At 72.1% G+C, this 4,323-nt stretch carries 4 protein-coding genes; 2 read left to right on the top strand and 2 right to left on the bottom strand.

Translation table 11 applies throughout. From position 1 onward, the window contains the following. Window positions 1-144: 144 nt before the first annotated feature. Together AB0B83_RS29935 and AB0B83_RS29930 are read left to right on the top strand one after the other, a co-directional pair. Window positions 145-810, top strand: coding sequence for a fasciclin domain-containing protein (locus AB0B83_RS29935; RefSeq protein ID WP_357580980.1), 666 nt, complete (start codon window positions 145-147; stop codon window positions 808-810). A 320-nt stretch (window positions 811-1,130) separates the two neighbouring features. Continuing rightward, window positions 1,131-2,525 carry a glycosyltransferase family 4 protein gene (locus AB0B83_RS29930; RefSeq protein ID WP_357580979.1) on the top strand — a complete coding sequence of 465 codons (1,395 nt, stop codon included), beginning with the start codon at window positions 1,131-1,133 and terminating at the stop codon, window positions 2,523-2,525. Window positions 2,526-2,678: 153 nt separating this feature from the next. Here the strand turns inward: AB0B83_RS29930 and AB0B83_RS29925 are convergent, their stop codons facing one another. Both AB0B83_RS29925 and AB0B83_RS29920 read right to left on the bottom strand, forming a co-directional pair. Further along, window positions 2,679-3,962: a citrate synthase gene (locus AB0B83_RS29925; RefSeq protein ID WP_357580978.1), complete on the bottom strand. Its 1,284-nt coding sequence runs from the start codon at window positions 3,960-3,962 to the stop codon at window positions 2,679-2,681. Between the two features lie 175 nt (window positions 3,963-4,137). Next, on the bottom strand, window positions 4,138-4,323 hold a 186-nt coding region (locus tag AB0B83_RS29920; RefSeq protein ID WP_357580977.1), incomplete at its 5' end, for a hypothetical protein.

Genomic DNA, 4,323 nt, shown 5'->3' with positions numbered 1-4,323 from the left:
GGGTGGTCGCCAACCCCGTGCGTGGTCCGAAGTTCGGCCAGGGCGCGCCGCTGTGACCTGCTGCGTCCCCGCCGGGGGGGCCGGCTGGTCGGCCCACCGCCGACCTGCCGGCACCTGCCGTACCGGTACTGGAGTGGAGAGACCGTGTCCGAGACCCTCATCCCCGGCCCTGTGTCCCGGGCCGCCCGCCGTCGGCGGGCGGCGGCCGGGGCGGCCCTGGCCCTCCTGGTCGCGGTGACCGGATGCACCGGCTCGCAGGAGTCCCCCGCCGCGGCGGACCGCACCGCACCGGTCGCGGTCACCGGACCGCTGTGCGACGCGCTGCCCTCGGGGACCGAGCCGGGTAGTCCGGGCTCGCTGGTGGACCGGTCCCCCGCCCAGGCCCTGACCTGGATTCCCGTGCTCACCATGTTCGAGGCGGCGGTGCGGGCCACCGGGCTGACCGAGGAGCTGTCCGCCGCGGGCGGGCTCACCATCCTCGCCCCCACCGACGACGCCTTCCGGGCCAGGTTCTCCACCGCCAACCTGGACCAACTGCTGCTCAAGGACACCGCGACACTGCGCGGGCTGTTGAAGGAGCACCTGGTCGCGGGGGCTCGCCCGGTGGCCGACCTGGCGTCCGCCGGCACCGTCACCACCCTGGCGGGCACCACCCTCGCCGTCGCCCCGGCCGGGTCGGGCGTCCGGCTGGCCGACCGGGCCGAGACGATCTGCGCCGACTACCGGGCCGGTGGCGCCCGGATCCACGTGATCGACAAGGTGCTCGGCAACCTGCCGGAGACCGCCCACGAGGAGGACCACGCCCACTGAGCGGTGCTACCCGACGGACGGCCGTCGACCCCGCACAAGGGGGTCGGCGGCCGTCCCCGTCCCCGGGGCGGTCGCCGCAGGTCCCGCCGCCTCCGCACCCGGTCGGCCGACGACCGGAATCCACCCGACTGACACGAACCGGCACTTTCAGGTGTCCTCCGTCACCTTGGCCCCTTTCGAGATGCGGGATCGGCCCGGATGGCCTTTGCTTGTCCCGGGGCGCGCGTACGCGCGTCTCCACTCGGCCGTTCGGCCACCTCTGCCACCCTTTCGCCGCCACCGCTGCCGGCGCGTTCCACCATGCATGGACGGAGATTGATGTGACGACCCTGCGGGTCGACGAGCAGCCCACCAGCACCCCGGGTCGGGTCCACCGGCCCACCCTCACCTCCCGGCCCCAGGTCCCGACGCAGTCCGGAACGACGGGCACGCCCCCGCAGACCCGCCGCATCCTCATGCTCTCCTGGGAGTACCCGCCGGTCCTCGTCGGCGGGCTCGGCCGGCACGTGCACGCCCTCTCCGTCGCCCTCGCCGCCGCCGGCCACGAAGTCACCGTCGTCACCCGCCACACCGACGGCGCACCCCTCGAGGAATACGCCGACGGCGTCCGCATCGTCCGCGCCGCCGAAGACCCCGTCACCTTCCCCCTGGCCACCTCCTCCCTGCTCGCCTGGACCATGGCCTTCAACCACACCCTCACCCGCGCCGCCCTACGCGCCACCGAAGCCGGCACCTACGACGTCATCCACGCCCACGACTGGCTCGTCGCCCACACCGCCATGACCCTGCGCGAACACCTCGACATCCCCCTCGTCAGCACCATCCACGCCACCGAAGCCGGCCGACACCAGGGCTGGCTACCCGAAGAGATGAACCGCACCATCCACGGCGTCGAACACTGGCTGGCCGGCGAGTCGGGCCGGGTGATCGTCTGCTCCGGCTACATGCGCGACGAGGTGACGGGGCTGTTCGGCGTACCGGCCGGCCGGGTCGACGTGGTGCCCAACGGCGTGGAGCCGCACCGTTGGCGCGTCCCGGCCGCAGCGGTGGCGCAGGCCCGCGCCCGCTTCGCCGGGGACGGGCCACTTGTCACCTTCGCCGGCCGGCTGGTCTACGAGAAGGGCGTGCAGCACCTGATCGCCGGGCTGCCCCGGCTGCGCGATCGGCACCCTGGGCTGCGCGCCGTCATCGTCGGCGACGGGCCGTACCGAGGCGAGTTGGAGGCCGAGGTGCACCGCCTGGGCCTCGGCGGCACGGTCAGCCTGCCGGGCTTCCTCGGCGGCACCGACCTGCCCGCCGTGATGGCCGCGTCGGACTGCTTCGCCGTGCCGAGCATCTACGAGCCGTTCGGCATGGTGGCCCTGGAGGGCGCCGCCGCCGGCGCGCCCCTGGCCGTCGCCGCGACCGGCGGGCTCGCCGAGATCGTCGAGCCCGGGGTGACCGGGATGACCTTCCGGCCGCACGACCCGGACGGGCTGACCGACGCGATCGACGCGCTGCTGTCGGACCGGGAGCGGGCCCGCCAGCTCGCCCGCCGGGCCCGCGTCATGGTGCACGAGCGGTACGGCTGGTCGGCCATCGCGCAGCGTACGGCCACCGCCTACGCGGCCGCGATCGCCACCGCCGGGTCGTTCGCCGCCGAGCGGGTGACCCGGGGTCGCGCCGTGCCGTCGATCGCCGAGGGCAACCTGCTCGCCGCCGCCGGCCTCCGCTGACGGGTGTAAGGAAGGGCCCCTTCCTATCGTTTTTCGCATAGGACGGGGCCCTTCCCTACACCCCGTCGGGCGCGACGGCGGGGGGGGTACGACACGCCGAAGGCCGCCGACCCGTGCGGGGTCGGCGGCCTTCGGCGTCGGTACGGCCGGAACTCAGCGCTCCGAGAACGGGGTGTACGCCCGCTCGGGGGCACCGGTGTAGATCTGCCGCGGGCGGCCGATCTTGGTCTCCGGGTCGTTGATCATCTCGCGCCACTGCGCGATCCAGCCGGGGAGCCGGCCCAGCGCGAAGAGCACCGTGAACATCTTGGTCGGGAAGCCCATGGCCTTGTAGATCAGGCCGGTGTAGAAGTCCACGTTCGGGTAGAGCTTGCGGGAGACGAAGAACTCGTCGGCGAGGGCGATCTCCTCCAGCTGCATGGCGATGTCCAGCAGCGGGTCGGGCTTGGCCATCCGGCCGAGCACGTCCTGGGCCGCCTTCTTCACGATCGCCGCGCGCGGGTCGTAGTTCTTGTAGACCCGGTGGCCGAAGCCCATGAGCTTCACGCCGTCCTGCTTGTCCTTCACCTTGCGTACGAAGGACTGGACGTCGCCGCCGTCGGCCTGGATCTTCTCCAGCATTTCCAGCACGGCCTGGTTGGCGCCGCCGTGCAGCGGGCCGAAGAGCGCGTTCACGCCCGCCGAGACCGAGGCGAAGAGGTTGGCGTTGCTGGAGCCGACCAGGCGCACGGTCGAGGTGGAGCAGTTCTGCTCGTGGTCGGCGTGCAGGATGAACAGCATGTCCAGCACCTTGGCCATCACCGGGTCGACCTCGTACGGCTCCGCCGGCACGCCGAAGGTCATCCGCAGGAAGTTCTCCACGTAGCCCAGCGAGTTGTCCGGGTACAGCAGCGGCTGGCCGATCGACTTCTTGTACGCGTACGAGGCGATGGTGGGCACCTTCGCCATCAGCCGCACCGTGGACATCTCGACGTGCGAGGAGTCGAACGGGTCCAGGCTGTCCTGGTAGAAGGTGGAGATGGCGCTGACGGCCGACGAGAGCACAGCCATCGGGTGCGCGTCGCGCGGGAAGCCGTCGAAGAAGCGGCGCATCTCCTCGTGCAGCAGCGAGTGCCGGCGGATCCGCTCGGTGAACTCGGTCAACTGCTGCTGGGTCGGCAGCTCACCGTAGATCAGCAGGTAGGAGACCTCCAGGAAGGAGGACTTCTCCGCGAGCTGCTCGATCGGGTACCCACGGTAACGCAGGATCCCCGCGTCGCCGTCGATGTAGGTGATGTCGGACGAGCAGGCCGCGGTGTTGACGAAACCGGGGTCGTACGTCGTCATCCCGGTTTCCTTCAGCAGCTTGCCCACCCCGATGCCGGCGGGGCCCTCGACCGCGGATTGCACCGGCATCGAAAGCTGCCCACCGGGGTGATCGAGCTTGACTTCCGTCATGTTTCCCTCGCTTCGCCGGCAGATCTGCGTTGAATTGCCTTCGCTTTTACCGTAATCACGGTCGAGGAGATACCGCCCGTCGTGGTTCGACGGTGAGGCATGCGTCACCCGATTCCCGACCAGCGACCCGGGAAACCCGCGCAATCCGGACGCACAACCGCCAACCAACCCCACCTCACACCACACCACCCACCGCCCCGCCCCATGCCGCCCCCGCCGCGCCACCCCGCGCCACCCACTCCGCCCCGGCCCCCGCGCTGCCCGCCCCGCACTGCCCCACCCCACCCCGCGCCGCCGCCCCGCGCTGTCCGCCCCGCGCCACCCCGCCCTGCGCCGCGCTGTGCGCGCCACCCCGCCCCGC

The organism is Micromonospora sp. NPDC049060 (assembly GCF_040649055.1).
In the GTDB taxonomy this organism is placed as follows: domain Bacteria; phylum Actinomycetota; class Actinomycetes; order Mycobacteriales; family Micromonosporaceae; genus Micromonospora; species Micromonospora reichwaldensis.
The sequence above is the reverse complement of the archived record's forward strand: the minus strand, read 5'-3'. Positions and strand labels throughout refer to the sequence as shown.